This is a genomic window from Caldimonas taiwanensis NBRC 104434, assembly GCF_001592165.1.
Classification (GTDB): domain Bacteria; phylum Pseudomonadota; class Gammaproteobacteria; order Burkholderiales; family Burkholderiaceae_C; genus Caldimonas; species Caldimonas manganoxidans.
The window spans coordinates 67,955-92,551 of sequence record NZ_BCWK01000002.1; the positions used below are offsets into that span (position 1 = coordinate 67,955).

Annotated in this window: 23 protein-coding genes; 9 read left to right on the forward strand and 14 right to left on the reverse strand. The window is 68.3% G+C overall.

The window, feature by feature from the left end:
- Positions 1 to 62: 62 nt before the first annotated feature.
- The 4 genes from CTA01S_RS02000 to CTA01S_RS02015 form a co-directional block, all read right to left on the reverse strand.
- Positions 63 to 1,052: a beta-ketoacyl-ACP synthase III gene (locus tag CTA01S_RS02000; RefSeq protein WP_062191558.1), complete on the reverse strand. Its 990-nt coding sequence runs from the start codon at positions 1,050 to 1,052 to the stop codon at positions 63 to 65.
- Entirely contained in the window at positions 1,049 to 2,176 is a 1,128-nt protein-coding gene (plsX, locus tag CTA01S_RS02005; RefSeq protein WP_051090178.1) for a phosphate acyltransferase PlsX, read from the reverse strand. The genes CTA01S_RS02000 and plsX overlap by 4 nt, the downstream gene beginning before the upstream one ends.
- 176 nt (positions 2,177 to 2,352) lie before the next feature.
- Complete coding sequence (gene rpmF / locus CTA01S_RS02010) at positions 2,353 to 2,535, reverse strand: 50S ribosomal protein L32 (RefSeq protein WP_019559752.1); 183 nt, start codon at positions 2,533 to 2,535, stop codon at positions 2,353 to 2,355.
- A gap of 80 nt (positions 2,536 to 2,615) precedes the next feature.
- Positions 2,616 to 3,179: a YceD family protein gene (locus tag CTA01S_RS02015; protein ID WP_062191561.1), complete on the reverse strand. Its 564-nt coding sequence runs from the start codon at positions 3,177 to 3,179 to the stop codon at positions 2,616 to 2,618.
- 44 nt (positions 3,180 to 3,223) lie between these two features.
- Between CTA01S_RS02015 and CTA01S_RS02020 the strand changes: the two genes are divergently transcribed.
- Both CTA01S_RS02020 and CTA01S_RS02025 read left to right on the forward strand, forming a co-directional pair.
- On the forward strand, positions 3,224 to 3,829 hold the full coding sequence (locus CTA01S_RS02020) for a Maf family nucleotide pyrophosphatase (protein WP_062192154.1): 606 nt from the start codon (positions 3,224 to 3,226) through the stop codon (positions 3,827 to 3,829).
- Positions 3,826 to 4,608 carry an SAM-dependent methyltransferase gene (locus CTA01S_RS02025; RefSeq protein WP_062191564.1) on the forward strand — a complete coding sequence of 261 codons (783 nt, stop codon included), beginning with the start codon at positions 3,826 to 3,828 and terminating at the stop codon, positions 4,606 to 4,608. Before CTA01S_RS02020 ends, CTA01S_RS02025 begins: the two co-directional genes overlap by 4 nt.
- Before the next feature lie 6 nt (positions 4,609 to 4,614).
- On the opposite strand, the gene CTA01S_RS02030 is transcribed toward CTA01S_RS02025, so the two are convergent.
- Genes CTA01S_RS02030 through CTA01S_RS02070 form a run of 9 tightly spaced genes read right to left on the reverse strand, consistent with a single transcriptional unit; the run spans position 4,615 to position 14,415 of the window.
- Positions 4,615 to 6,075 (reverse strand): DEAD/DEAH box helicase, encoded by a 1,461-nt coding sequence (locus CTA01S_RS02030; protein ID WP_062191568.1) that lies wholly within the window; start codon positions 6,073 to 6,075, stop codon positions 4,615 to 4,617.
- A gap of 8 nt (positions 6,076 to 6,083) precedes the next feature.
- The gene (locus tag CTA01S_RS02035) at positions 6,084 to 8,024 is read right to left on the reverse strand and encodes a polysaccharide biosynthesis protein (protein ID WP_033370916.1); all 1,941 of its coding nucleotides are present in this window, start codon (positions 8,022 to 8,024) and stop codon (positions 6,084 to 6,086) included.
- 2 nt (positions 8,025 to 8,026) lie between these two features.
- The gene (locus CTA01S_RS02040; protein ID WP_062191572.1) at positions 8,027 to 8,626 is read right to left on the reverse strand and encodes a sugar transferase; all 600 of its coding nucleotides are present in this window, start codon (positions 8,624 to 8,626) and stop codon (positions 8,027 to 8,029) included.
- A 3-nt stretch (positions 8,627 to 8,629) separates the two neighbouring features.
- Positions 8,630 to 9,799: a DegT/DnrJ/EryC1/StrS family aminotransferase gene (locus CTA01S_RS02045; RefSeq protein WP_019559759.1), complete on the reverse strand. Its 1,170-nt coding sequence runs from the start codon at positions 9,797 to 9,799 to the stop codon at positions 8,630 to 8,632.
- Complete coding sequence (locus tag CTA01S_RS02050) at positions 9,796 to 10,494, reverse strand: class I SAM-dependent methyltransferase (RefSeq protein ID WP_062191575.1); 699 nt, start codon at positions 10,492 to 10,494, stop codon at positions 9,796 to 9,798. The genes CTA01S_RS02045 and CTA01S_RS02050 overlap by 4 nt, the downstream gene beginning before the upstream one ends.
- A 7-nt stretch (positions 10,495 to 10,501) precedes the next feature.
- Complete coding sequence (locus tag CTA01S_RS02055; protein WP_062191578.1) at positions 10,502 to 11,509, reverse strand: glycosyltransferase family 2 protein; 1,008 nt, start codon at positions 11,507 to 11,509, stop codon at positions 10,502 to 10,504.
- Complete coding sequence (locus CTA01S_RS02060) at positions 11,509 to 12,576, reverse strand: glycosyltransferase (protein ID WP_019559762.1); 1,068 nt, start codon at positions 12,574 to 12,576, stop codon at positions 11,509 to 11,511. Before CTA01S_RS02060 ends, CTA01S_RS02055 begins: the two co-directional genes overlap by 1 nt.
- A complete protein-coding gene (locus tag CTA01S_RS02065) occupies positions 12,573 to 13,151 on the reverse strand; it encodes an acyltransferase (protein ID WP_019559763.1) in 579 nt (192 codons plus the stop codon). The genes CTA01S_RS02060 and CTA01S_RS02065 overlap by 4 nt, the downstream gene beginning before the upstream one ends.
- 22 nt (positions 13,152 to 13,173) lie before the next feature.
- A complete protein-coding gene (locus tag CTA01S_RS02070; protein WP_062191581.1) occupies positions 13,174 to 14,415 on the reverse strand; it encodes an MATE family efflux transporter in 1,242 nt (413 codons plus the stop codon).
- A gap of 106 nt (positions 14,416 to 14,521) precedes the next feature.
- Here CTA01S_RS02070 and lysS point away from each other — a divergent pair, with 106 nt between their 5' ends.
- The gene (lysS, locus tag CTA01S_RS02075; protein ID WP_062191584.1) at positions 14,522 to 16,048 is read left to right on the forward strand and encodes a lysine--tRNA ligase; all 1,527 of its coding nucleotides are present in this window, start codon (positions 14,522 to 14,524) and stop codon (positions 16,046 to 16,048) included.
- A gap of 10 nt (positions 16,049 to 16,058) precedes the next feature.
- Positions 16,059 to 16,625, forward strand: a complete 567-nt coding sequence (locus tag CTA01S_RS02080) for a pyridoxamine 5'-phosphate oxidase family protein (protein WP_062191587.1) — start codon at positions 16,059 to 16,061, stop codon at positions 16,623 to 16,625.
- 29 nt (positions 16,626 to 16,654) lie between these two features.
- On the opposite strand, the gene CTA01S_RS02085 is transcribed toward CTA01S_RS02080, so the two are convergent.
- Entirely contained in the window at positions 16,655 to 19,324 is a 2,670-nt protein-coding gene (locus tag CTA01S_RS02085; RefSeq protein ID WP_198150750.1) for a zinc-dependent metalloprotease, read from the reverse strand.
- Between the two features lie 139 nt (positions 19,325 to 19,463).
- On the opposite strand from CTA01S_RS02085, the gene CTA01S_RS02090 reads away from it, so the two are divergent.
- Genes CTA01S_RS02090 through aroE form a run of 5 tightly spaced genes read left to right on the forward strand, consistent with a single transcriptional unit; the run spans position 19,464 to position 24,579 of the window.
- Complete coding sequence (locus CTA01S_RS02090) at positions 19,464 to 20,054, forward strand: YqiA/YcfP family alpha/beta fold hydrolase (RefSeq protein WP_062191595.1); 591 nt, start codon at positions 19,464 to 19,466, stop codon at positions 20,052 to 20,054.
- Positions 20,051 to 20,791, forward strand: a complete 741-nt coding sequence (fabG, locus tag CTA01S_RS02095; protein WP_019559769.1) for a 3-oxoacyl-ACP reductase FabG — start codon at positions 20,051 to 20,053, stop codon at positions 20,789 to 20,791. The genes CTA01S_RS02090 and fabG overlap by 4 nt, the downstream gene beginning before the upstream one ends.
- Positions 20,792 to 20,822: 31 nt before the next feature.
- Entirely contained in the window at positions 20,823 to 22,862 is a 2,040-nt protein-coding gene (locus tag CTA01S_RS02100) for a ribonuclease catalytic domain-containing protein (protein ID WP_062191598.1), read from the forward strand.
- A gap of 17 nt (positions 22,863 to 22,879) precedes the next feature.
- Complete coding sequence (locus tag CTA01S_RS02105; RefSeq protein WP_019559771.1) at positions 22,880 to 23,731, forward strand: energy transducer TonB; 852 nt, start codon at positions 22,880 to 22,882, stop codon at positions 23,729 to 23,731.
- Positions 23,731 to 24,579 (forward strand): shikimate dehydrogenase, encoded by an 849-nt coding sequence (aroE, locus tag CTA01S_RS02110; protein ID WP_062191602.1) that lies wholly within the window; start codon positions 23,731 to 23,733, stop codon positions 24,577 to 24,579. Before CTA01S_RS02105 ends, aroE begins: the two co-directional genes overlap by 1 nt.
- The last annotated feature ends 18 nt before the right edge of the window (positions 24,580 to 24,597 follow it).

A 24,597-nucleotide genomic window follows, 5' to 3' on the forward strand; every position in this document is an offset into this window, starting at 1 on the left:
TTCGAAGTCAAGGAAAACTCAGGAATGCACCCATGCGGCGACGGCCATGCCGCCGCGTTCGTTCAGTAATCGAGCAACACCGCACCCCAGGTGAAGCCGCCGCCGACGCCTTCGAGCAGCAAGGTGTCTCCCCGCTGGATGCGGCCTTGCCGCACGGCATGGTCCAGCGCCAGCGGGATGGAGGCCGCCGAGGTATTGCCATGCTCGTCCACGGTGACGATGAGCTTGTCCTGTGGCAGCTTCAGCTTCTTGGCCGTCCCCTGCATGATGCGGATGTTGGCCTGGTGCGGGATCAGCCAGTCGATGTCGCTGTCTTGACGGCCGGCCTTGTAGAGCACGGCGCGGGCCACTTCGTCGAGCACCTTGACGGCCAGCTTGAACACCGCCTGACCGTCCATCTTGAGGAAGGGCTCGCCCAGCACCTGGCCGCCGCTGACCGTGCCTGGGGTACACAGCACCCCGGAATGGCTGCCATCGGCATGCAGCTCGGTGGCCAGGATGCCCGGGCGGTCGCTGGCTTCGAGTACGACGGCGCCGGCACCGTCGCCGAACAAGACGCAGGTGGTGCGGTCTTTGAAGTCGAGGATGCGCGAAAAGACCTCGGCGCCCACCACCAGGGCGCAATGCGCCGCGCCGGACTTGATCATCGCATCGGCCACGCTGAGCGCGTAGACGAAGCCCGAGCACACGGCCTGCACATCGAACGCCGGGCAACCGGCCACCCCCAGCTTGTGTTGCAACAAGCAAGCCGTGGACGGGAACACCATGTCCGGGGTGGAGGTGGCCACGATGATGAGGTCGATGTCGGCCGCCGTGCGTCCGGCGGCCTCCAACGCATGCCGAGCCGCGTGCAGGGCCAAGTCGCTCGAGGCGACGTCGGGCGCGGCGAAATGGCGCGCCCGGATGCCCGTGCGCTCGACGATCCAGGCATCGGAGGTTTCGATGCCCTGGGCCGCCAATTCGGCCGCGAACTCGGCATTGGTCACACGGCGCGGCGGCAGGTAGCTGCCGGTGCCGGTGATGCGGGAATAGCGATCAGAAAAAAGGGTCATGCCGTCTGGGCGACCGGCGCGGGCGCCGCTGCCTCACCGTTGGCCGGCAAGGCCTGCAGGGTTTCGACGATCCGATCGTGCACCCGGTCGAGCAACCGGTTCCGGGCCGCATCATACGCCCGATTCAGCGCCTGCTCGAATGCGAAAGCATCGGCCGAGCCATGGCTCTTGAAGACCAGGCCGCGCAACCCGAGCAAGGCCGCGCCGTTGTAGCGCCGGTGATCGACGCGCTTTTTGAAGTGGTTGAGCACCGGAAGTGCCACGATCGCCGCAAGTTTGGTGAAGATGTTGCGTGTGAACTCTTGCTTGATGAAGCGGGTGAGCATCGAGGCCAGGCCTTCGGCCGTCTTGAGCGCGACATTGCCCACGAAGCCATCACACACGACGATGTCGGTGCGGCCGGTGAAGATGTCGTTGCCCTCGACATTGCCGTAGAAGTTCAGATGCCCAGCCTGGGCGGCCGATCGCAGCAGCTCGGCGGCCTTTTTGATGGTTTCGCTGCCCTTGATCGCTTCTTCCCCGATGTTGAGCAAGCCCACGCTGGGCTGGGCCTTGCCCTCCACCGCGCTGACCAGCGCACTGCCCATCAGCGCAAACTGCAGCAGGTGCTCGGGCTCGCAATCGACATTGGCGCCCAGGTCCAAAACGGTGGTGAAGCCATCGTTCTGGTTGGGCATCACGGTGGCAATCGCGGGGCGATCGATGCCTTGCAGGGTTTTGAGCACGTAGCGCGAGACGGCCATCAAGGCCCCGGTGTTGCCAGCCGAGACACAGGCATCGGCCGCCGCGCGACCGTCCTCGCCGGGCTTGACCTGGCTGATGGCCACGCGCATGGAGGAATCCTTTTTGCGCCGCAAGGCCACCTCCACCGGATCGTCCATCTCGACCACTTCGCTGGCCTCGACCACGGTACAACGCGGCCAAGCGCGCGCCGGCGCCAGCGCTTCGGCACGCCCAACGAGAATGAGCTCGGCCTCGGGATGCGAAGCCAGAAACGCTTGACAGGCCGGCAAGGTCACGGACGGGCCGTGGTCGCCGCCCATGCAGTCGACGGCCAAGCGCACGACGCGCGTCGCAGCAGGCGTCGCCGACGCAGACGCCACCCTCTGGGTCGTGGAATTCATGGCAGGCGTGGGCAGACCGACATCAGATCACTCGCCCGGGCCGCTGCGGCACGATCAAGCCCACACCGGGCCGCCCAAGAGACCAAGCAGGCCACAGAGCCGGGCAGGCACAAGCCGCCGGCGCCCCGCTTGGGCATCGGCAACCGATGCGACTGCACTCCCATGACGCTGCAGGATCAGGCGTCGGCCTTGGTCTTGAGGACCTTGCGGCCGCGGTAGAAACCGCTGGGGCTGATGTGATGACGCAGGTGAACTTCGCCGGTGGTGGGCTCGATCGCCGTGCCCGGAGGGGTCAAGGCATTGTGCGAACGGTGCATCCCACGCTTGGAAGGCGACTTCTTGTTCTGTTGAACGGCCATGGCTCGCTCCTTGGAAAACCTGTCATTTTAGCATGGCCGTCATGGGCCGGTCTGGCTGACCCAGACGCCCGCACACCGCCTCAGGTGAGCCTGCGTTTAAGCGCGGCCAAGGCCGCAAAGGGATGGGGGCGTTCGGCCACGACCGGATCCGCACCCGTCGGGGCTGGCTCCCCCTCCACCGCAGCGGGATAACGGCAATCGGCATGCCGAGGCACCAAGGGCAGCGCCAGAATGAGTTCGTCTTCGACCAGTGCCTGCAGGTCCAGGCTGCGGTCGAGCACGAGGATGTCCTCTTCGACCTGGGCATCGAGTTCGGCCGCCTCGCGCTCATCGCGCACGAAGCGGAAACTGCGGTCGACTTCGAGCACCACGTCGACCGGATTCAGACAACGCTGGCACTGCAGCCGCACGGTCGCCCGCGCCCCCAGGTGCAGCCACACCTCGGCCGGCGCGCCGAGGCGATCGACACGCTGCCCGTGCGCCTCCCAGAGCACCTCCCGTCCTGCCGGGGCGACCCCGTCGACCTGGCTTTCCGCCAGCCGCGGCAACGCTGCAAGCAGCCAGCGGCCTTGCAGTTGCCCGGCGTCGCGGGCGAAGCGTTCCATGTCCAGGCGTTGCGCGTCGAAGGGCTTGGCGGACTTCATGCCAGCAGTGTAGCCCGATGGCGAGCGACAATGGCGGCATGTCCATGCCATCCATGCCCCGAGCCCTGATCCTGGGCTCCACGTCCCCGTATCGCCGTGAGCTGCTGCAGCGTTTGCGGCTGCCGTTCGACGTGGAGCCGCCCCATGTCGATGAAACCCCTCGCCCGGATGAGACGCCGGCGTTGTTGGCGCTGCGCCTGGCCTTGGCCAAGGCCCATGAGGTCGCCTCCCGCCATCCCGAAGCGGTGGTGATCGGCTCGGACCAGGTGGCCGACCTGGACGGCCGGCCCGTGGGCAAGCCAGGTCATCGGGCTCGAGCCTTGGCGCAGTTGCAAGAGATGAGTGGGCGCACGGTGATCTTTCAGACCGCCGTGGCCGTGGTTTGTCAGGCCACCGGCTTCGAGCAGGCCGCGCTGGTGCCGGTGACGGTGAAGTTCCGAGCCTTGTCGCAGCCCGAGATCGAGGCCTATCTCGATGCCGAGCAGCCTTATGACTGCGCCGGCAGCGCCAAGGTCGAGGGCTTGGGCATTGCCTTGCTGCGCGCCGTGGAAAGCGACGACCCGACCGCGCTGATCGGCCTGCCCTTGATCCGCACCTGCGAGTTGCTGCGTGCCGCCGGGGTGCCGCTGCTGGGTTCGGGGGGTCGATGAGCACCGGCAGGCTGTGGTTGGTGCCCACCCCGTTGGACTTCGGCACGCTGGATGCCGGCGGGCAGGCGCCCGACCTGCGCGAGGTCTTGCCCATGGGCACGCTGCGCACGGCGGCCCGTCTGTCGCATTGGGTGGTGGAAAACGCCAAGACCGCGCGCGCGTTCCTCAAGCGCGTGCATGCGGTGGTGCCTCTGGCCCAACCGCTGCAGTCCTTGCAGATCCAGGAGTTGCCGCGCGGGTCGAAGGGCCCCCGCGGAACGCCCCCCGCGGTGCCCGAGCACTTGCTGCAGCCGGCGCTGTCGGGGCTGGAGATGGGACTCATGTCCGAAGCAGGCATGCCGGCGGTGGCCGATCCGGGCGCCGAGCTGGTGCGCCGCGCGCAGGCGCTGGGCCTGACCGTCACTCCGCTGGTCGGCCCGTCGGCCTTGCTGCTGGCCCTGGCCGCCAGCGGCATGAATGGGCAAAGCTTCGCCTTCGTGGGCTATCTGCCGGTGGACGAAACGGCGCGCGCGGCACGCATACGTGAACTGGAAGGGGTGTCGCGGCGGCTGGGACAAACGCAGCTGATGATCGAAACGCCGTACCGCAACGCCGCGCTCTTTCGAGCGCTGTTGCAGCACTTGCATCCCAGCACCCAGCTGGCGGTGGCCTGCGGCCTGACCTTGGAGGACGGCTGGAACCACAGCGCGCCGGTGGCGCAGTGGCGCGAGGGCCGCGGCGCGGCCGCCCGGCACGTGCCGGCAGACCGCCCCGCAGTGTTTGCCTTGTGGGCGCGCTGAGCGCCTTCACGCCGCCGGCTTCTTGCCACCACTGCCGCCCAGCAAGACCGCCACTTTGCGCTTGGGCCGGATGTAGGCCGACAGCGATTTCGGTGCCGGCACGGGCACGGCGCTGCGTTCACGCTCCCAGGCCGGAGGCTCGGTGCGCTCGATGGGGGGCTCGTAGGGCTGGCTGAAGATGGGATCGCTGGGTTGTGCGCGCGGCGGCGCCGCACGGGGCGCCGCGCCGTCTGCGACCGGGCCGGCCGCCGTCGGGAGCTCGTCGTCTGGGCGGCGTCGCGGCCGGCGCGGGCGCTCGTCGTCCAGCTCCAGCGGCTCGATGTCGATTTTCTTCTTCAAGAGCTTTTCGATCTCGGCCACCAGGCGCTGATCGTTGCGCGACACGAAGGAAATCGCCAAGCCCGAGGCCCCGGCGCGGCCGGTGCGGCCGATGCGGTGCACGTAGTCTTCGGCGTTGAAGGGAATGTCGAAATTGAAGACGGCCGGCAAGTCGGCGATGTCCAGGCCGCGGGCGGCCACATCGGTGGCCACCAGCAGTTCGACCTCGCCACGCTTGAAGGCGTCCAGTGCTTTGAGACGCTCGTCCTGCGACTTGTCGCCGTGCAGCGCGGTGGTCTTCAAGCCATCGCGCTCCAGCGCTCGGGCCAGGCGTGCCGCACCCAGCTTGGAGTTCACGAAAACGATGGCCTGGGTGATGGCGCGTTCGCGCAGCAACTGGCGCACGGCGCGACGCTTGTCCTCATCTTCGACGCTGTAGAAGTGTTGCTCCACCGTGGCAGCGGTGGTGTTGGGCCGTGCCACCTCGACGAGCACCGGGTCGTGCAGGTAACTTTGTGCGAGCTTTTTGATCTCGGGCGAGAAGGTGGCCGAGAACAGCAGGGTCTGGCGCTGCTGGGGCAGGTAGCTCAGGATGCGCTGCAAATCGGGCAGGAAGCCGATGTCGAGCATGCGATCGGCTTCGTCGAGCACCACGTATTCCACCTGGCCGAGGTGGCAGTTCTTGGCCTGGATGTGGTCGAGCAAGCGGCCCGGAGTGGCGATGAGCACCTCGACGCCCGCCTTGAGCTCGGCCTCTTGGGGTTTCATGTCGACCCCACCGAACACGCAGGCCACCCGCAAGAGGGTGTAACGGGCATAGGCCTTGACGTTCTGGGCCACTTGGTCGGCCAGCTCACGCGTGGGGGCCAGCACCAAAGCGCGCACCGGATGGCGCGCCGGCGACATGCTGGCGTTTTGGTGGCGCAGCATTTTCTGCAACAGCGGCAGCGAGAACGCCGCCGTCTTGCCCGTGCCGGTCTGGGCCGCGCCCATCACATCGCGGCCAGCCAGGACGATGGGGATCGCCTTGGCTTGGATGGGCGTCATGCGGGTGTAGCCCTGGTCCGCGATGGCCTTCTGGAGCACGGGGTCCAGGGGCAGGAGCGAGAACTCGCCAGGCTCGGCGGTTCCGATGGAAGGATCGGTCATGCCCCCAATTATCCGCCACCGGGCGGCGCATCATCGGCCCAGACCGCCCGCCCTCCGGCATCGGCCGCGGCGAGCGCCTCGCCGGCGGGCCGGTATTCCGGCACGTGACGGCGCAACCAGGCGCGCACTTCGCGGTCGTCGCCGTCGGCCAGCAGTTCGACCGAGCGGGCCAGTTCGGCCACCCAGGTCTCGTCACCTTGCACGCCCAGCCGAGCGATGCGCAGGCGCGCAAACCGCGTGGGCAGGGTGGTGTCGGCATCGGCCAGCAGCTCTTCGTAGAGTTTTTCTCCGGGACGCAGCCCGGTGTAGACGATGGGAATCTCGTCCAGGCTGTGACCCGACAAACGGATCAGGTCCTGCGCGAGCTGGGCAATGCGCACCGGCTCGCCCATGTCCAGCACGAAGACTTGCCCCGACTCGCCGATCACCGCCGCTTGGATGACCAGGCGCGCCGCTTCGGCAATGGTCATGAAGTAACGGGTGATGTCGGGATGGGTGACGGTGACCGGACCGCCCTGCGCGATTTGCGCCTGGAACTTGGGCACCACCGAGCCGCTGGAGCCCAGCACATTGCCGAAGCGCACGGCCATGAAGCGCGTGGCATGGCCCTGGGCGGCCAGGTGGGACAGCACCATCTCGGCAGCGCGCTTGGTGGCGCCCATCACGTTGGTGGGGTTGACGGCCTTGTCGGTGGAAATGAGCACGAAACGCGCCGCACCCGCTTCGGCGGCAGCACGGGCGGCATACAGCGTGCCCAGGGTGTTGTTGCGCAGTGCCGCCCAGGCATTGTGCTCCTCGGTCAGCGGCACGTGCTTGTAGGCTGCCGCATGGAAGACGATGTGCGGCCGCCAGGCCAGGCAGCAACGGCGCAGCTGGGCGGCATCGCGCACATCGCCCAGCAAGCGCACCAGCGGGATGTGCGGGAAACGCCGACCCAGTTCCTGCTCGATGGTGTAAAGCGCGTATTCGCTGTGCTCGAACAGCACCAGGCGCGCCGGACCGTATTGGGCCAGACGCCGGCACAGCTCCGAGCCGATGCTGCCGCCGGCGCCTGTGACCAGCACGGTGGCCCCCGACAGGCATTCGGCGATGCCTGCCTCGTCGAGCTGCACCGGCTCGCGGCCCAGCAGGTCTTCGGGCTCGATCTGTCGCACCCGGCCGACCTGTGAGCCTTCGATGAGCTCTTGCATCGTCGGCACGGTGAGCACCGGCAGTCCGCTGCGGCTGGCCAGCTCGATCACCCGGCGACGCTGCGGCAGGCGCAGCGAGGGCATGGCCACGATGAGATGGGTGGCGCCCAGGCGCTTGGCCTGCTCGTTCAGGCTGGCCAAAGGCCCCAACACGGGCACGCCGCCCAGACGGGCGCCTTGCTTGGCCGGATCGTCGTCGAGCAGACCGAGCACCACATACCCCTGGTGCTGGATGCCTGCCAGCAGCATGCGCGCAGCCTGGCCAGCGCCCAGCACCAAGGCGCGGCGTGGGGCATGCCCCCCCGGCGACAAGCGCTCGCGCAAATGCTCGTAGAACATGCGGTAGGCGATGCGCACGGCGATCAACCCCATCAGCGTGACCAGGGGATGCAGCGCCAGGACCGAGCGCGGGATCTTGCTCCAGCCCGCCATCAGCACGACCACCGCCGCCACCAGGCCTGCGCCCGCACAAACCCAGGCCAGGCGACGCACCTCGGAGAAACCGGCAAAACGCCACATCGCCTGCGGCACACGCAAGAGCACCAAGCCCAGCAGGTACAGAGCGATCACACCGGCCATCACCCACGGGTCATAGTCGGCACGGGCGCTGATCCAGCGCTCGAAGCCCAGCCGAAAGAGGTAGGTCAGGTTCCAGGCCGCAGCGATCACGGCCGCATCGATGCACAAGGACAGGCCCTGCCGGTGCGGACGCACCCGGGCCAGAACCCGTTCGATGGCCAGCCAGAAGCGCGTCTCCATGTTCAACGCCCCGCCCAGACGCGGCACAAGGTGCGCCACAACACCCGCACATCCGTGGCCAAGCGGGCATGGTCCACGTACTGGGCCGACAACCGCAGCTTGGCGGGCAAGATCTCCTCGACATAGGTGCGCTCCGGATCGCTTGCGCGGCCCAGGCGCTCGCTTTCGTCCAGATGCGCAAGCGAGGCCGGGTCGGTGAGGCCGGGACGCACCGACAGGAGCTTGTCACGCAGATGCTCGGGATACAGCGCCACGTAACGCGGCACCTCGGGCCGTGGGCCCACCAGGCTCATCTGGCCGCGCAGCACATCGATCAACTGCGGCAGCTCATCGAGACGGTAGCGGCGCAAGAAGCGACCGGCGCGCGTGATGCGCGCATCTTGTCCGACGGTCAAGGGCAGGCCGCTGCCGGCCGGGTCGTCCACCATGGTGCGGAACTTGTGGATGCGAAACAGCCGCCCCCCACGCCCGACACGCTCTTGACGGAACAAGACCGGCCCGGGCGAATCGAGCTTGATCCACAGCGCCAGGGCCAGCAGCAGCGGCGCAAGCAAAACCAGCCCCACCAGGGCCGCGCTGAGGTCGAAGGCACGCTTGAGCATGGCTCAGTCTCGCAAGGCTTCGCGCACAGCCTCGGTCACACGGTCGACGTCGGACTCGCGCATGCGGGTATACAGCGGCAGGCTCAGCAAGGTCTCGAAGGCCCGCTGGCTGTGCGGGAACTGCTCGGGACGCAGCCCGTAGCGATCGCGCCAATAGGGATGCAGATGCAAGGGGATGTAATGCACGCTGCAACCGATGCCCTTGGCGTAGAGCCGGTCGATCAGCGCATCGCGCCCCAGGGGGGCGTCCTCGCGCAGGCGCAGCGCGTAGAGATGCCAGGCATGGCGCTCGCCCTGCGCGGGCCGCGGCGGCAGCATCACCGGCAGGTCGGCCAACGCGGCGTCGTAGCGCTCGGCCAGCGCCTGTCGGCGCCGTTGAAAGGCATCGGCGCGCTTGAGTTGGTGCAGGCCCAGCGCAGCGGCGATGTCGCTCAGGTTGTACTTGAAGCCCGGTGCGACGATTTCGTAATACCAACTCGGACGCGGGGCCGTGAAGCGGTCGAAGGCATCGCGGTCGATGCCATGCAAGCGCATCACACGGGCGCGGCGGGCCAGCGCTTCGTGGCGCGTGACCAGCATGCCGCCCTCCCCCGTGGTGATGGTTTTGTTGGCGTAAAAGCTGAACACCGTCGCATCACTGTCGAGCGTGCCCACGAGTCGGCCACCGCAGGTGGCCGGCAGCGCGTGGGCGGCGTCCTCGACGATGCTCAAGCCATGCCGGCGCGCGAGGGCCGTCAGCGCCGGCATGTCCGCTGCCAGCCCCGCGTAGTGCACCGGAATGATGGCCTTGGTGCGGGGGGTGATGGCCGCCTGCACCGCCGCCGGATCGAGATTGAGCGTGGCCGGGTCGATGTCCACCAAGACCACGTCGGCCCCGAGGTAGCGCACCACCTCGGCCGTGGCGGTGAAGGTGTGCGTGGTGGTGATGACCTCATCGCCAGGACCGATGCCCAGCGCTTCGAGGGCCAGATGCAAGCCGGCCGTGGCGGAGTTCACCGCAATGCAGTGCAAGCCGGCATCGCCCAGATAGGCAGCAAAAGCGTCCTCGAAGCGGCGCGCCTTGGGACCGGTGGTGATCCAGCCCGAGCGCAGGGTATCGACGACCTCGGCAATCTCGTCTTCGCCGATCTCCGGCAGCGCGAAGGGCAGAAAAGGCGGGGCAGCGGTGTTCATGCGGGTTTGGCAATCCAGGCCAAAACATGGGTGCGCAGCCAGGGCAGCGCATTGGCCACAGTGTAGGCAGACGGATGAAGACGCACGAGGGCGCGGGCCAGCGGCGGGGCCAGGGTGAGCCGGCGGGCGTGGATGTGCCCGCAGGGAAACAGCGCGCGCACCCGCCGCAAGGGCACCCCGCGCACGTCCGGGTTGCGCGGGTTGTCCACGGTAAAGTCATACCACAGCACGCCGCCGCCGGGGCGCACCCAGCGCCACATGGCCTCGGCCAAGGCCTGCTGCGCGGCGTCGTCCAGCAGCGATGAAAACACGGTGGATTGCATCACCACGTCCTGGCTGGCTGGCGCCACCGGGGCTTGGCTGGCATCGCCGATGAGCACCCGCAGCGCCGCCGGCAGGCGCCGACGTGCGCGTTCAGCCCGCTCGGCCAACAATTCCAGGCCGATGAGATGCGCAGGGTCGAAGCCCAGCAGCAAGGCGTCGAGCAACAGACCGCCGGTGCCACAGCCGACTTCGACCAGGCAGCGCCGTGAGAGGTCGTGCCACCCCAGGCGCCGAAACAAGGCCGCGATGGCACACTGGCGCTCCTGCCATGCCGCCAAGGCCGCCGGGTCGAGCAGGCTGTAGCGGGGATCGTCAGGCATGCGGCGGGCATAGCGCGCGCGCACGGCCTCCAGTTCGGCAGGGGCAGTCATCGCATCCTCAACGGCTCAGCCGCCCCATGCTTGCGCGGGGCCGGCCTCGGCCCCAGGCATCGAAGGCGCCCAGCAGGAAGCCCAGGCCATAGCTCAGGTGGTACGTCGGTATCACCAGCAACAGCCAAGGCAGGTGAGCCCAGCGGCTGCGCGCCGCAATGAGCAGCGCAGCGACCCACACCGCGGCCAGGTACAGCCCGGGCACCAGCGCGCCCACCCATGCCGCCCCCAACCAGGCCGCTGGCAGGCTGCCCACCAGGCCCAAAACCAGAGCCGCCGGCACCCAATGTCGCCAGGACGCGGCCCCCCGATGTTTGCGGATCACGAAGGGCTTCCAATAGCCATACTGCTGATACTGCCGCCACAAGGCCCCCAGGCTGTTGCGCGGACGGTAAGCGCAGCGGATGGCTGCCGATTGCCAGATGCGCCCCCCGCCACGGGTGATGCGCAGATTGTGTTCGTCATCTTGGTTGCGCACCAGGGTCTCGTCGAAGTCGCCAAAGCGCTCGAAAGTGGCTCGCGGCCAGCACCCCAAATAGACGGTATCGACCCAGCCGGTGTAATCCAGCTGGCGTGAGCGGGCGCCGCCGGCCAGCCAACGCGACTGAAAGGCCGCCGCAATGGCCGAGGACAGTTCGCCTTCGCCCTGCGCCCGCCATGGGCCCCCGACGTTGTCCGCGCCGCTGGCCTGCAAGGCCGCCAGGCATTGCGCGATGTAGTCTGTGGCATACGTGGTGTGCACGTCCATGCGCACGATCACTTCCCCCCGGCTGACCGCCAGCGCGCGGTTCAAGCCGCTGGAGACGATGCGTTGGGGATTGTCGATGACGCGCAGCCCGAAGCGTTGGGCATGGTCTTCCAGCCAGGCCCGGCTGCCGTCGTCGCTGTGGCCATCGGCCACCAGCACTTCCATCGTCCAGCCCTCGGGCAACCGCTGGGCCCGCAGCGAGGTGCAAAACGCCTCCAAGTGGGCGCGCTCGTTGCGGCAAGGCACGATGACCGAGACGGTGGGCATCAACGGCCTCCCTGGGTCAGCAGCTCACGGTACAGCGCGGCCATGCGGTCCATTTGTTCGTCGCGCGACACTTCGGGCACGACCCGACGGCGGTTGTGGCGGCCCATGGCTTCCAGGGTTTGGACATCGGCGGCCAGCTCGACCAGGGCCTGCGCCAGCGCCTGCCCATCGCCCGCCGGCACCAGCCGGCCGCCCCGGCCATCGACCCACTGCCGGTTGGCCGGCAAGTCGCTGACGATCACGGCCAGCCCAGCGGCCATGGCTTCCAGCAACGCCACCGAGGTGGCATCGCTTTCGGGCACGGACACGGCCAAATGGGCGTTGCGCACGATCTCGGCCAGGCGGTCTTCATCGACACGGCCATGCCAGCGCACCACACCGTCCACGCCCAGGGCCTGGGCCTGGGCGCGTAGCTCGGCCTCCAGCGGGCCGCCACCGCACAAATGCAATTCGAAGGACAGCCCCGGACGGCGCTCGCGCAACTGAGCCGCTGCGTGCAAGACGAGATCGATGCGGTAGTTGGGTTCCCAGTTGCGCAGGCTCACCAGACGCAAGGGAGTGGCGGTCTTGTGCACGGCGACGAACTTGGTCGTGTCCACGCCCCATAGCACCTGGTGCAAGGCTGCACGGGGACGGTACGCGGCGATGGCCTCGAGCATGTCGCGGCTGTCGGCCGTGACGAGGTCGGCACGGCGCAGGGTCCAGCCGGTGAGCGCGCGCACCAGGCGGCTGTGGCGCGGACTGACCAGCACGTCCGAGCCCCAGGCCGACAGGACCAAGGGATGCCGCCCCAGGCTGGCCGCCCAGAATCCGTAAGAAGTGAGATAGTGGCCATGCACCAGGTCGGGCTGCAGCTGGCCGGCCAGCGCACGCACCCTCGGCAAGGCGGCAAACCAGGGCCAGCGCCCCGGCGGGGTGTTCAAGGCATGGACCTGCGCCCCCGGCACTTCGCCATCCAGGCGGGAAATCACGCTGCAGCGAAAGCCGCGCTGTGCGATCGCACCCACCCAGCGGCGGGTGTGCACGCTGGTGGCATCGGCGACGAACAACAAGTGGGGCGCACTCATCGGCCTGGCCAGCCTTGTCCGCAGTAGGTCGACCGGATCTGCGGGTGAGGCTCGACCCAGGCCGCATCGCCCTGCCGCACATCGCCCACCACGCGGGCCGGCTGACCGGCCACGATGGCGTAGTCCGGAAACTCACCGTCCACATAGCTGAAGGCGCGCACCAGCACCCCGCGGCCCAGGCGAGTGCCGGGCATGATGACGCTGTGGGGCCCGATGAAGCAGTACGGACCAATCTCCGTCGATCGACGCACGAATCCCAGGGGCTGCGGATGACCGAAGTAATCCCGCCCCATCAAGCGCAAGGCGCGGTGGCTCGAATGCGTGAGCACCGAGACGTGATTGGTGATCTGGGTGCCTTCGCCGATTTTCAGACCGCCCGATGCATCGATGAAATTGTGATGTCCGATGAACACATGATCGCCCAGGTCCAGGAGTTCGGGGCTTTCCAGTTCGGTGCTGCTGCCAATGCGGGTGTGGGCCAACCACGCCCCGCTGGGGTGGCGATGGCCGTAGAGCATGCGCGGCCGCAGCAGCGCGCGCAGGGTTCGCAGGATCCAGGACTTGATCGGCATCATGGCGAGCAACAGGCGCAACAGTCTACCGGCACGGCCGCAGCAGATCGCGCCAGCGCAGGCCGGCATGCCGACGAAACAGCGCCACCCCCCAGACCATGGCCAGCCCATAGGACAGCGAGGTGGCCACGGCCGCGCCCGTGGCACCCCAACGCGGCACCAGCCACAGGCAGGCCGCCAGATTGATCAGCAACGACAAGCCCGCCACCGCGGCCGACAAGCGCGGCTTGCCCAGGAAATTGGTGTAGTAGGCCGACAGCGTGGAGGCGCACCCATAGGCCCACACGCCGGGCAGCAGCCACAGCATCAGAGGCACGGCCTCGGCGTAGGGGGCGCCCAGCACCCGCGGCAAGACCCAGGCCGCCAGGGCCAACAGCACGGGCGCAGCGATCGACAGCAACGCCAGATTGAGGTGCACCAGCCGCAGGGTCAGCGCGGCGGCGGCCGCCGGCTCGGGTTGCCCGATGCGACCATAGGCCGCAGCGCTCACCGAGGAGGAGATGAACCACAGCAACTCCGTCACCGTCACGGCCACCGCGTACACGCCGGTGGAAGACAGGCCGCCGTAGGCTTCGACGATGAACAGATCGACACGGTAATTGAGCCAGCTGATCAGATTGGTCAGGCCCAGCACGGCGCAAAAACCCGCCTGGGTGCGCCATGCCGACCAGTGCAGCGCCTGGACGCGCTGCTCGCGCCAGGCCCAGGCCGCACCGACCAGACCCACGAACACGCGCGCGCCCAACCAGGCGATCATGACCGCCCACAGACTGAGCGCTTGATCGGCCCAGGCCCAGACCGCCAGCACCAGCAGCGCCAGCGCCGGCGGCGCCACCGTGAGGACGTTGATCGGACCCATGCGCCCCAGCCCCAGGTACAGCCCCGAGACGGTAGGCGTCAGCAGCAGTGCCGGCGCGGCCCAGGCCAAGGCCGGCAGGTAGCGGTAGGCGGGCGCCTGCGACCATGCCCAGCCGGCCACCGCGAACACCAGCGCCGCGACGCCGCCGGCGACCACCGCCAGCCCCAGCGCCCCCCCCAGCCAGCGGGCGGCGGCTTCGCGGTGGTGCGACACCTGGCGGGCCACCACCAGACCGAAGCCGGAAAACATGGCCGCATACACGGCCTCGGTGGCCACCAGCAACGAGAACACCCCTTGCTCTTGCGGACCCTGGCGAGCCACCAGGCCCAACAAGACCAAGCCCAGCCCCACGGCCGCCAGTCGGCACAGGAAATGGCTGAGGGCCGAGCGGGTCAGGGAAGCAGGCATTGGGCGAGCAGGCACAGTGCAGGGGCGACGAGCGGCGGGAACCGCCCGGATGATACGTGCGCCGGCCCGGTAAAATCGCCGGTTTCCCGCCGATACGCTGCCCACCATGACCGACCGTGCGACGCCTGCTGCCGCCGAGGCTGCCGCCCCGGCCACCGACACCCACCAGCTGATTGCCGAGCGTCGCGAGAAGCTCGCTGCGATTCGCCGGCAGGGCGTGGCCTTCCCGAACGACTTCAAGCCCCAGCACCGGGCGGCCGGCCTGCTCCAGCAGTATGGCGACAAATCCAACGAAGAGCTCGAGCCGTTGGCGCTGAACGTGAGCGTGGCCGGACGCATGATGCTCAAGCGCGTGATGGGCAAAGCGAGCTTTTGCACGCTGCAAGATGCCACCGGCCGCCTGCAGCTGTACGTCACCCGAGATGGCGTGGGAGAGGAGGTCTATACCGCCTTCAAGCACTGGGATCTGGGCGACATCCTCGGCGCCGAAGGCCAGCTCTTCAAGACCAAGACGGGCGAGCTGTCGGTGCACGTGCGGCGGCTGCGCTTGCTCACCAAGAGCCTGCGTCCGCTGCCGGACAAGTTCCACGGCATGACCGATCAGGAACAGAAGTATCGGCAGCGCTACGTGGACCTGATGACCGATGAGCAGGCGCGACGCCGTTTCATCGCGCGCAGCAAGACCGTGAGCGCCATCCGCGACTTCATGACCGGCCACGGCTTCCTGGAAGTGGAGACGCCCATGCTGCATCCCATTCCGGGAGGCGCCAACGCCAAGCCCTTCGTGACGCACCACAACGCGCTGGACCAGGACATGTACCTGCGCATCGCGCCAGAGCTGTATCTCAAGCGGCTGATCGTCGGCGGCTTCGAGCGGGTGTTCGAGATCAACCGCAACTTCCGCAACGAAGGCATCTCGGTGCGCCACAACCCCGAGTTCACGATGATGGAGTTCTATGCCGCGTATTGGAACTACCATGATCTGATGGACTACACCGAGACGCTGATCCGCCAGGCCGCGCGAGACGCCACCGGCTCGGCCACTCTGACCTACCAGGGCCGCGTGGTGGACCTGGAGCCGCCTTTTGCGCGCCTGAGCATTCGCGATGCCCTGCTCCAATACGCGCCCCGTCTGAGCCCCGCCCAATTGGACGACCCTGCCTTCTTGCGCGAAGAGCTCAAACGGCTGGGCCAAGACGCACCGGCCCATTGGGGACTGGCGCAACTGCAGTTCGCCGTCTTCGAGGAGCTGGTGGAAGACCAGCTGTGGGAGCCCACTTTCATCATCGACCACCCGGTGGAGGTCTCGCCGCTGGCGCGCGCCTCCGACACCGACCCGTCCAAGACCGAGCGCTTCGAGCTCTACATCACCGGCCGAGAAATCGCCAACGGCTTTTCGGAGCTCAATGATGCGGAGGACCAGGCCGCACGGTTCCAGGCGCAAGCCGCCCAGAAGGCCGCCGGCGACGAGGAGGCCATGTATTACGACGCGGACTTCATCCGGGCGCTCGAATACGGCATGCCGCCCACCGGCGGCTGCGGCATCGGCATCGACCGGCTGGTCATGTTGCTGACCGACAGCCCCAGCATCCGCGACGTGATCCTCTTCCCGGCCCTGCGGCGCGAGCATTGAGGCACCGCCCATGAGTCGGCACGCGGAAGCTGACGGCGCACTGGGCGCCATCGAGGCCGCGGTGTGGCAGGAACTGGCGCAGGCGGCCCGCGACCGCCAACACCCCTGGCGCACGCCGGTCTTGGCCACCGGGCTGTCCGACGGGGCCGATGCCCGAGTCGTGGTGTTGCGCGAAGTCGATGTGCCGACCCGCACCCTGGTGTTCTATACCGACACCCGCTCAGGCAAGGTGGACCAGCTGCGCCAGCGGCCCACCGGCACGGTGGTGATGTGGTCGGCCGCGCTGGGCTGGCAGCTGCGCTGCCGCGTCCAGCTCAGCCTGGACACCCAGGGGGTGAGCGTGTCCTCGCGCTGGGCCCGCATGAAGCTCTCGCCCTCGGCGCAGGACTATCTGTCGCCCTTGCCGCCGGGCAGCGTGATCGACGCCCCGACGCTGGCGACCTGGTCCCGCGAGGAGCGTGGACACTTCGGCGTGATCTATGCACGCATCGACAGCCTGGACTGGCTGGAGCTGCGCCCCGACGGGCATCGCCGCGCCCGTTTCGATGCCCAAGGCGCACGCTGGTTGCAGCCCTGAGGAGCGCCCTGGCCTCAAGGCTGCCGCAGTCAAGGCTGCCGCAGCAAAGACGCCTGCAGCGAACGCGCCAACAACGCTCGGCTGTCCTCCAAATGGGCCCGCAGGCTCTCCGAGCCCCCCGGGCGGCGCAGCGCCCGGTCGAGCTCCCCCAACAACTGCCGCGCCAGGCGGCGCTGCAGACTCAAGGCATCGGCAGGCCAGCCTGTGCCGCCGCGCGTGAGCAGGCCCGACACACGCCGCAAATGCTCACGCTGCAACTGCCGCCGCAGCAAGGAAATCTCGCCCCCGGTGCGCAGCTCGCTCCACACCGCCTGCTGCACGGTGCGGTAGACCTCGTCCAAGCCCAGCACCGGCTCGCCCGGCTTGGCATACAGCGGCGCCTCCAGCACCCGTGTGGCCGTGCCCGCGCCCAGCAAACGGTCGAGCACCGCCGACTGCACGCCACGCACCAGCTCGGGCACCGACACCGGACCGGCCACATGGCGGTCGAGGTAATCGGTGGGCAGACGGCGCAAAAACTCGGGGCGAAACCGAAAATTGTCGGCACTGAACAAATGCCGCGTCAGGAAAGTGAGCGCGCGGCGCTGCTCATGCGCGGCCACCGGCGTGTAGGTGGCCCGCGCTTGCGGCCCCGGCAAGTCGCGCACCTGCACCATGCCCCCCACGTACTTGGCGGCCAGCTCGGCCACCACGCGCAGCGGCCCAAAGCCGCTGATCATCGCGCGACGCGCCCGCAGCGGATCCTCGCCCGGCTGGGGTTGGCGCGTTTGCAGACGCTGCCACAACTCCTGCGACAACACCAAGCGGCGCTCGTAATAACGCAGCGGGTCGTCCCCGAGGTCGAAGCGGTTGGCCAGCGGATCGAAACCCTCGAAGCCGCCCATCCCTCCGGCGTCGAAGTCATCGGCATAGGCCAATTCGGGCTCGCCACTGCGAGCGGCGATGCGGGCCAAGCCCTGTGCCTCGTCCTCGGGCGCGAAGGGCCGGTAAGCGTACTCGATGGCCCAATAGTCGTAGGGGCCGAGCGTGGTGTTGACGATGGCCCCCTGAGGCTGGCCGGCCGGCGCCAGGTTGTAGGCGTTGTAATCCATCACCGAGCCCGAGATGCCGCGCTCGGCCGTGTCCGCTGCATCCCCCAGCCGCGCCCAAGACACCGTGGTGGACGCCTTGAAGTTGTGCTTCAGGCCCAGCGCATGCCCCACCTCGTGCATGACCACGTCTTTGAGCACCGCCTGCACGAAGGCCTCGGCTTGCGGGCCATCGGGCGCGAGCTGGCCACGGGCTGCCAGCAAGTCCCAGACGAACTGCGCTTCGGCCGCCACCTCGCGGGCATAGTGGCAGGCCCCCTGGGCGGCTTCCCCGCGCCAGGCCGCCGTGAGTTCGGCCAGCCGATCCTCGCTGCTGGCGCGCGGCGTCTCGACGATGAAACGCCGCGCTCCACGGGCGAACAGGTCGGCGATCGCAATGTCCGCATCCAGGATCTCGCCGGTGCGCGGGTCGGCATGGTGCGGCCCGCGCGCCGTGGCCGCATCCGCCCCCACATACCAACGAATCGAGGCATGACGCGCATCCAGGGCCTCCCAGTCGGCCTCATCGCTTTGCTGACGCACCTCAATGGCGCCGATGAAGCCGATGCGCTCGAACGCCCGGTTCCATTCCAACACGCCTGCACGCACCGCCTCGCGGTAGCGCTCCGGGATGTTGCGGTCCAGCCAAAAGACGATGGGCTGGCGCGGCGCTGAGCGCTCGGCCTGGGGATCGGCTTTGTCCAGCCGCCAGCGCGCGATGTAATGCACGCGGGGCGGCACCGGCAGGTCGCGGCTGAGGTCGGTGTGCGCATGGGTGAAATGCCCCAGCCGAGGATCGGCCAGGCGCGGACGCATCGGCTCGGCGGGCAAGGCCAGGAAGTTGTAGACCAAGTCGATGAAGAAACTGCGCGCATCGGGCAGCACGGTCGGCGGCGTCGGCACGGCCGCCGCGGCAGCGCCCGCCGCTGGCGCCGGCAGCACCGGGATGCGCGCCACCATGTGGTGCTGACGCACGCGCACCGCGGTCAACTGCGCGGACTGGTGCACGCGCTCGATCTGCGAATTGGCGCGATCCAAGGTATAGCTCAGACGAAACGCCGACTCGATCGCGCTGCCGTAGGCCCCGATATCGCCCAACAAGAAACTCGCATCGACCAACACCGACTGGCGCTGCGGATGTGGCGCGCTGGCCAACGGCATGGCCGCCAGCAAGCTCTCGGAATAGCCCTCGCCCACGGCCCGGCTCAACGCGGGATCCCCGGGGGCCCGAACCGCCGTGTTCAAGGCCACCAGCTGCATGCGGTCGCCCTGCCGGCGCCACTGCACCAGCCAGCTGCGGCCCATCTGGCTGGCATACAGGCCGCGTTGGCCCACCGAGCCGGCCACGTTGATGCTGAACATCAAAGGCTGGCCCAGCTGCGCAGGCGCCAGCTCGAACCACACCTTGTCCTCGCGCCGCCACACCGGCAGGTGGCCGTCCTCGCGCGTGGCGCCGCGGACCACCTCCTCGAAGGCCGGCAGGGCGCCAGCCGGCGGCCTGGGGGCCGAAGCGGCCGCCGCAGGTGGCGGTGCGGGGGCCTGCGGCGAGGTCGCACCGATGCCGGCACAGCCGGCCACACTGGCGGCAAGCCACATCACGGCCCAGCGCACTGACGAGACATTCGCAGACATGCGCCCATCATGCCGCGACTGCGGGCCGCAGCAGGTGCAAAACCTTTCACACTCGGCCCTAGAACAAACCCCAGGAATGGTTCCGGGCGGGCTGGGCCGGCTTAGACTGCGACGCTTTGCCGCCGGCCTTGTCGTCCCGATGCCCCGCCGCGACCTGTTGTACCTCCACGGCTTCCGTTCCTCCCCACGCTCGACCAAAGCGCAGCACATGGGTGCGTGCGTCGCACGGCGACAAGCCCAAGGGGAAGACTGGAGCTGGCACTGCCCGCAATTGCCCCCATCGCCGGCGCAAGCATGGTCCTTGATCGAATCCGTGCTGCTGCGGCTGCCCCACGACCGACGCGCCGTGATCGGATCCTCGCTCGGCGGCTTTTACGCGACGGTGGCGGCCGAACGCTTCGGCTGCCCGGCCGTGCTCATCAACCCTGCGGTCGACCCGGCGCGTGATCTGGCTCGCTACATCGGTGAGATCACCGCCTGGCACAGCGAGGAACGCTTCTGGTTCCGCGCCGAGTACATCGAGGAGCTGCGCGCCCTCACTCCCGGGGCGATCACCCGGGGCGAGCGCTATTTCGTGCTGGTGGCCCAAGGCGACGAGGTGCTGGACTGGCGCGAGATGGCCGCGCGCTATGCCGGCACCCGGCTGACCGTGCTGAAGGGCGGCGACCACGCCCTCAGCAGCTTTCCCGACCACATCGACGACATCTTTTCTTTCTTGGAGCACGCATGAGACTGCAAGACAAAGCGGCCATCGTCACCGGCGCGGCCCAAGGCATTGGCCTGGCCACGGCGCTGAAGTTCGCCCGCGAAGGTGCGCGCGTGATGGTGTGCGACATGCGCCGCGAGGCCGTGGATGCCGCTGTGGCGCAGTGCCGCGCCCTGGGCGCCCAGGCCGAAGGCCTGGTCGTGGACGTGACCTCGCGCGAACAAGTGCAGGCGATGGCCCAAGTCGCGCTGGCGCGGCTGGGGCGCATCGACGTGCTGGTCAACAATGCCGGCATCACGCAGGACGCACGGCTGCAGAAGATGACGCTGGAACAATTCGACCGCGTCATCGATGTGAACCTGCGTGGCGTCTTCCACTGCACGCAGGCCGTGCTGCCGGCCATGCTCGAGCAAGGCGCCGGCGTGATCCTCAATGCCTCCTCGGTGGTCGGCCTGTATGGCAACTACGGCCAGACCAACTACGCGGCCAGCAAGTTCGGTGTGATCGGCTTCACCAAAACCTGGTCGCGCGAACTCGGCCCCAAGGGCATCCGCGTCAATGCGGTCGCGCCGGGCTTCATCGAAACCCCCATCCTCGCCACCATCCCGGACAAGGTGCTCAGCGCCATGCGCGAGGACGTGCCGCTCAAACGCCTGGGGCGCCCCGAAGAAGTCGCCAACGTCTATGCCTTCCTGGCCAGCGACGAGGCCTCCTACGTCAACGGGGCGGTGCTGGAAGTCAGCGGCGGCCTCACGATCTGAGATCGGGGCCCGGACAGGCGACAATCGGGGCATGTTCGCCCTGTTTGAAGAAGCCGGCAAATTCCTGGCCGGCCGTGTGATGTCCCAGACCGAGGCCTCGGTGCAGATCGAGCTCGAGTCCGGCAAGCGCGTGAAAGTCAAATCGGCCCACGTGCTGCTGCAATTCGACCAGCCCGCCCCGGCCCAATTGCTCGCCCAGGCGCAAGCCTTGTCTCAGGAGATCGACCTCGATCTGGCCTGGGAGTTCGCCCCCGAAGACGAATTCGGCTTCGCCGATTTAGCGAAGGACTATTTCGATCCCCACGCCGACGCGGTCCAGCAAGCCGCCGCACTGCTGCGCCTGTTCGAGGCACCGCACTACTTCCGCCGTGTCGGAAAAGGCCGCTTCAAAAAGGCCCCCCAAGACACCGTTAAGGCCGCCTTGCTGGCCATCGAGCGCAAGCGGCAACAACAGGCGCAAATCGAGGCCTGGGCCACCGAACTGGTCGCAGGCCAGTGCCCCGCGCCGGTGCGCGAGCAGCTCTACAAAATCCTGTTCAAGCCCGACAAAAACGCCCCGGAATACAAAGCCGTCGTCGAAGCCAGCAAACGCACCCACCGCAGCCCGCTGGACTTGCTCAAAGCCGCCGGCGCCATCGACAGCCCCTACCAGTTTCACTGGCGGCGCTTTCTGTTCGAGCACTTTCCCAAGGGCTATGGCTTTCCGGCCGTCAGCGCCCCAGCCATCACCGAGACGCTGCCCGTGGCCGCGGTGCGGGCCTTCAGCATCGACGACTCGACCACCACCGAAATCGACGATGCGCTGTCGGTGCAAGGCCTGGGCAGTGGCACCGTGGTGTTCGGCGTGCACATTGCCGCGCCCGGCCTGGCCATCACCCCCGGCGATGCGCTGGATCAAATCGCGCGCAGCCGCTACTCCACGGTGTACATGCCAGGCTACAAGATCACCATGCTGCCCGACGCAGTGGTGCAGGCCTACACTTTGCAAGAAGGGCGCGACTGCCCGGCCGTGTCGATCTATTTCACGATCGACGAAGCCACGCTCGAAGTCCGTGGCCACGAAACGCGCTTGGAGCGCGTGCCCATGGCCGCCAACCTGCGCCACGACCGGCTCGACGGCATGATCACCGCCGACACCCTCAGCGGCACCGCCCCGGCGACCTACCCGTTCCCGGACGAATTGGCGTTCTGCTGGCGCCTGGCCCGCCACCTCAAGACCCAGCGGGAAGTGCTGCGCGGCAAACCCGAGACCTTCACCCGCCCCGACTACAGCTTCAAGCTCGAAGGCCATGACGGCGGCGAACCCACCGGCCAGGAAACCGTGCGGATCACCCCACGCAAGCGCGGCGAACCGCTCGATCTGATCGTGGCCGAGGCCATGATCCTGGCCAACGCCACCTGGGGCGGCTGGCTGGCCGAACTCGGCGTGCCCGGCATCTACCGCAGCCAGGCCAGCCTGCTGCCTGGTGTGAAAGTGCGCATGAGCACCAAGCCGCTGCCGCACGCGGGCATGGGAGTCAAGCAATACACCTGGGCCACCTCCCCGCTGCGCCGCTATGTCGATCTCGTCAACCAGTGGCAAATCATCGCCTGCGCTCGCCATGGCCGCACCGCCGCGCTGGCTGCGCCTTTCAAGCCCAAGGATGCCGAGCTGTTCTCAGTGATCTCCGGCTTCGATGCCGCCTACACCGCCTACAACGACTTCCAGCACAGCATCGAGCGCTACTGGACGCTGCGCTACCTCGTGCAAAACGATGTTCAGGAGCTCACCGCCACCGTGCTGAAGGACGCGCTGGTGCGCGCCGACAGCCTGCCGCTGGTCTTGCGCGCCGCCGGCACCGAGAACCTGCCGCGCGGGGCCCATGTGCGGGTACGCATCACCGGGGTGGACGAACTCACGCTGGACGTGCATGCCAATCTCATCGAGCGCCTCGATGAAATCCCTCCCGAGGCCGTGGACGATGACAGCGAGGACGACACGGCCGCTGCCGGCCCGATCGCCTTGGCCATCGAGCTCGACGATGGCGACCCTGCGGCAGCGCCCCCGGGCCCTGCCGACGCGGCCGCCTGACCCGACACCGCGCCGCCATGCTCAAGAAGCTCAGCACCCTGCAGATCGCTCTGGCCATCTCCTTGGCCGTGCATGCCGCGTTGCTGACCGTGCGCTTCGTCGATCCCGAAGCCTTCAACCGCGTCTTCGAGGACACCCCGCTGGAGGTCATCCTCGTCAATGCGCGCTCCGCCGAACGCCCGGAACATGCCCAAGCCATCGCCCAGGCCAACCTCGCCGGCGGCGGCCAAGCCGAACGCGGCCGTGCCAGCTCGCCCCTGCCGCCGTCGGCCATGCTGGAGACGGGCAACGCCCTGGAGGATGCGCAACGCCAGATCGAATCCTTGATGGAGCAACAAGAGCGCCTGCTGGCCAGCCTGCGACGCGAGCTGGCCCAGCTGCCAGCGCCCGACCCGCGCCACGCCCAAGGCAGCCCGGAGGCCCGATCGCTCGAAGACAAGCGTCGCCAGTTGCTGCGCATGCTGGCCGAGATCGAAAAGCGCATCAACGAAGAAAACTCACGCCCCAAGCGCCGCTACGTCAGCCCCAGCACCCGCGAAGAAGCCTACGCGCTGTACTACGACCAGCTGCGCCGCAAAATCGAAGACCGTGGCACACGCAACTTCCCGGAGCATCAAGGCAAGAAGCTCTACGGCGAGCTCACCATGATCGTCACCGTCGACGCCCAGGGGCGTGTGGTGGACACCGAAATCGTGCAAGGCTCCGGCCAACCCGTGCTGGATCGACAGGCCGTGGCCATCGTGCACGCAGCCAGCCCGTTTGGCCCCTTCACCCGTGAAATGCGCGCCAAGGCCGACCAAATCGTCGTCGTCTCGCGCTTTCGTTTCACGCGCGAGCAGTCCCTGGAAACCACCCTGACCGGCAACTGATGGACACCGCCGAACGCCCCGACCGCTATGCGGTCATCGGCCACCCCGTGGCCCACAGCAAATCGCCCGACATCCATGCACGCTTTGCCGCTTTGACCGGGCAAAGCCTCGTCTACGAGCGCGTGCTCGCTCCGCTGGACGGCATGGCCGCCACCGTGCGCGACTTCGCCGCCGCCGGCGGCCGCGGCTGCAACGTCACCGTGCCCTTCAAGTTCGAGGCCCACGACCTGGCGCAACGGTGCAGCCCACGCGCCATGCTGGCCCAAGCGGTCAACACCCTGCGCTTCGATGCCGACGGCTGGTTCGGCGACAACACCGATGGCGCCGGCCTGGTGCACGACCTGCAACACAACGCCGGCATCGATTTGGCCGGCCGCGACCTGCTCCTGCTGGGCGCCGGCGGCGCCGCCTCCGGCGTGCTGGGCCCGCTGCTGGCGGCGCGACCGCGCCGGGTGGTGGTGGCCAACCGCAGCCCGGACAAGGCCCGCGCCCTGGTCCAGCGCCATGCCCCGTGGGCCCAGGCCCATGAGGTGGAGCTGTGGGCTTGTGGCTTGGACGACTGCGGCAGCGGCTACGGCCTCGTGCTCAATGCCACGGCCGCCAGCCTGCAAGGCGCAGGCAGTCCAGTCTCGGCCGCCGTGCTGGGCCCAGGCGCCGTCGCCGTGGACCTGATGTACGGCCCGGCCGCCCAAGCCTTCCTGCAATGGGCGCGCGAGCATGGTGCCACCGCCCGCGACGGCCTGGGCATGCTGGTCGAACAAGCCGCCGAAGCCTTTCAGGTGTGGCGCGGCGTGCGCCCCCCCACGGCCGAGGTCCTGCGCGAATTGCGCACCGGGCTGACCGCCTGAACCCGAGGAGCCCATGCC

Bases quoted from the DNA above. Each gene is read 5' to 3' on its own strand.
- CTA01S_RS02020 (WP_062192154.1), top strand. From the start codon at position 3,224: ATGCCATCCATGCCCCGAGCCCTGATCCTGGGCTCCACGTCCCCGTAT.
- CTA01S_RS02085 (WP_198150750.1), bottom strand. From the start codon at position 19,324: ATGTCTGCGAATGTCTCGTCAGTGCGCTGGGCCGTGATGTGGCTTGCC.
- CTA01S_RS02000 (WP_062191558.1), bottom strand. From the start codon at position 1,052: ATGACCCTTTTTTCTGATCGCTATTCCCGCATCACCGGCACCGGCAGC.
- CTA01S_RS02090 (WP_062191595.1), top strand. From the start codon at position 19,464: ATGCCCCGCCGCGACCTGTTGTACCTCCACGGCTTCCGTTCCTCCCCA.
- CTA01S_RS02025 (WP_062191564.1), top strand. From the start codon at position 3,826: ATGAGCACCGGCAGGCTGTGGTTGGTGCCCACCCCGTTGGACTTCGGC.
- CTA01S_RS02055 (WP_062191578.1), bottom strand. From the start codon at position 11,509: ATGCCCACCGTCTCGGTCATCGTGCCTTGCCGCAACGAGCGCGCCCAC.
- CTA01S_RS02030 (WP_062191568.1), bottom strand. From the start codon at position 6,075: ATGACCGATCCTTCCATCGGAACCGCCGAGCCTGGCGAGTTCTCGCTC.
- CTA01S_RS02100 (WP_062191598.1), top strand. From the start codon at position 20,823: ATGTTCGCCCTGTTTGAAGAAGCCGGCAAATTCCTGGCCGGCCGTGTG.
- plsX (WP_051090178.1), bottom strand. From the start codon at position 2,176: ATGAATTCCACGACCCAGAGGGTGGCGTCTGCGTCGGCGACGCCTGCT.
- CTA01S_RS02065 (WP_019559763.1), bottom strand. From the start codon at position 13,151: ATGATGCCGATCAAGTCCTGGATCCTGCGAACCCTGCGCGCGCTGCTG.
- CTA01S_RS02070 (WP_062191581.1), bottom strand. From the start codon at position 14,415: ATGCCTGCTTCCCTGACCCGCTCGGCCCTCAGCCATTTCCTGTGCCGA.
- CTA01S_RS02035 (WP_033370916.1), bottom strand. From the start codon at position 8,024: ATGGAGACGCGCTTCTGGCTGGCCATCGAACGGGTTCTGGCCCGGGTG.
- lysS (WP_062191584.1), top strand. From the start codon at position 14,522: ATGACCGACCGTGCGACGCCTGCTGCCGCCGAGGCTGCCGCCCCGGCC.
- CTA01S_RS02105 (WP_019559771.1), top strand. From the start codon at position 22,880: ATGCTCAAGAAGCTCAGCACCCTGCAGATCGCTCTGGCCATCTCCTTG.
- CTA01S_RS02015 (WP_062191561.1), bottom strand. From the start codon at position 3,179: ATGAAGTCCGCCAAGCCCTTCGACGCGCAACGCCTGGACATGGAACGC.
- CTA01S_RS02050 (WP_062191575.1), bottom strand. From the start codon at position 10,494: ATGACTGCCCCTGCCGAACTGGAGGCCGTGCGCGCGCGCTATGCCCGC.
- CTA01S_RS02040 (WP_062191572.1), bottom strand. From the start codon at position 8,626: ATGCTCAAGCGTGCCTTCGACCTCAGCGCGGCCCTGGTGGGGCTGGTT.
- fabG (WP_019559769.1), top strand. From the start codon at position 20,051: ATGAGACTGCAAGACAAAGCGGCCATCGTCACCGGCGCGGCCCAAGGC.
- CTA01S_RS02080 (WP_062191587.1), top strand. From the start codon at position 16,059: ATGAGTCGGCACGCGGAAGCTGACGGCGCACTGGGCGCCATCGAGGCC.
- CTA01S_RS02045 (WP_019559759.1), bottom strand. From the start codon at position 9,799: ATGAACACCGCTGCCCCGCCTTTTCTGCCCTTCGCGCTGCCGGAGATC.
- rpmF (WP_019559752.1), bottom strand. From the start codon at position 2,535: ATGGCCGTTCAACAGAACAAGAAGTCGCCTTCCAAGCGTGGGATGCAC.
- aroE (WP_062191602.1), top strand. From the start codon at position 23,731: ATGGACACCGCCGAACGCCCCGACCGCTATGCGGTCATCGGCCACCCC.
- CTA01S_RS02060 (WP_019559762.1), bottom strand. From the start codon at position 12,576: ATGAGTGCGCCCCACTTGTTGTTCGTCGCCGATGCCACCAGCGTGCAC.